The organism is Micromonospora sp. NPDC049799 (genome assembly GCF_040656655.1).
In the GTDB taxonomy this organism is placed as follows: Bacteria; Actinomycetota; Actinomycetes; order Mycobacteriales; family Micromonosporaceae; genus Micromonospora.
In genome coordinates, this window is the sequence record NZ_JBFAMU010000810.1 from 1 (window position 1) to 1533 (window position 1533).

Here is a 1533-nt window from a genome sequence, read left to right on the forward strand (position 1 = left end):
GCCGCCGGCCGCGCCGACGCGACGCGGCGGCGGCGGTCGAGGATCCGGTCCCGCACGGCGTGGCGCAGCTGCGGCGTGATGAGCCAGATCTGGAGGTACGTCAGGTAGTCGACTGCGCTGGGACGGCCGTTGCGGCGGGCGTCGGCCAGCAGCATCCGGAACACCGTCAGGCTGCGCGTCGTCGCCGCCATCGACGCGACGATGCTCATCGCGATGGCCGCGTACGCCTTCGGGGTGAGCAGCGGCCGGCTCGCCCGCAGCCACTCCCACTGCGCCTCCCAGGGCGACGAGAGGCTGATTCGGGGACGGTCCTCGTCCTGGTGCCACAGCACCAGCGGCTCGGGTGCGATCAGCAGCGCGACGTCGTCGTGGGCCAGGGCGCGCAGCGTCCAGTCCAGCTCCTGCTGGCGGCGCAGGCCGACGGTGAACGGGACGCGCCGCAGCAGCTCGGTGGGCGCCATGATGGTGGACGTCTGGATGAAGCCGTCGCCGTGGAAGAGCCCCCGCCGGACGGTGAGGTACTCGCAGATCGGTTCGCCCGGCTCGGGCAGCCGTCGGGGCAGCACGAACTCGGCCCGTGGGGTGCGGTTGACCAGCCGGCTGCCGACGATCGGCAGCGGCACCGACGCGGTCGCGGCCAGCGCCAGCTGCGTCTCCAGCTTCCGGGGCAGCCACTCGTCGTCGTCGTCCAGCAGCGCCGTCCAGCGACCCCGGGCGGCCTGGACGCCGACGTTGCGGGCGTTCGGCGCGCCACCACGCTCCGGCAGCGGCAGGACGCGCAGGCGGGGATCCTCGACCCCGGCGAGGGCCGCCTGCGTGTCGACGTCCGCGCCGTCGACGACGACGAGCACCTCGATCTCCCGCACCGACTGGGCCAGCGCGCTGCGCACGGCCCGGGTGACGAGGTCCGGCCGGTCGCAGGTCGGGATGACGACGCTGACGTCAGGTGTACGCGACATGAATTTCCGCCTACTCATTGATGGCGGCCACGTTCCGAATTCCCGTTGCCGGCCGGAATGGACGGTGCGGAGAAGCGGGGCGGCGCGGTACGAACGACCTAACCGGCACCAGGGAAAAGGCGGGTGAGGAACAGGAGTCCAGTACGTATACAGCCGGATATAAGATGCTTGCCGCCCTGTTCAGAGCGCCTTTCCGCAGCGCCGTGAGCCGTAGCCGGGTGCGATTTCGCCGGCCCGGAACTGCCGTACACTCGCCGGGCACCGACTCGGGACACGATGAATCGGAGAACCATTCGTGCAGTTCGACGGCACCACGTCCGGTAACAGTGCCGGCCGCGTGGTCATGCTCGTGGACAACGGGATCGAGGGGGACTCCCGCGTGCAGAAGGCGGCCCGGTCGGCCGCCGAGGCGGGCTGGGACGTCACGCTGCTGGGCTGTGCGCGTACCGACACCGAGCGGGACTGGCGTCTCGGCCCGTGTTCGAACATCGGGGCGAGCGAACCGACGCCCAGGTACGGGCTGGCGGTCACCGCGTCGACATACAGCGGACTCGATGGATCAAGGTAGGCCGAG

General features: G+C 71.1%; 1 protein-coding gene and 2 pseudogenes. 1 reads left to right on the top strand and 2 read right to left on the bottom strand.

Going from position 1 to position 1533, the window contains the following annotated elements:
* A partial coding sequence (locus AB0I76_RS29685; RefSeq protein ID WP_357042383.1) for a glycosyltransferase family 2 protein occupies positions 1-959 on the bottom strand: 959 nt, incomplete at its 3' end.
* Positions 960-1302: 343 nt separating this feature from the next.
* On the opposite strand from AB0I76_RS29685, the pseudogene AB0I76_RS29690 reads away from it, so the two are divergent.
* Positions 1303-1434: pseudogene (locus AB0I76_RS29690) on the top strand (glycosyl transferase family 1); the annotation flags it as partial.
* 5 nt (positions 1435-1439) lie between these two features.
* Here AB0I76_RS29690 and AB0I76_RS29695 read toward each other — a convergent pair.
* Positions 1440-1533 (bottom strand): annotated as a pseudogene (locus AB0I76_RS29695) (orotidine 5'-phosphate decarboxylase); the annotation flags it as partial.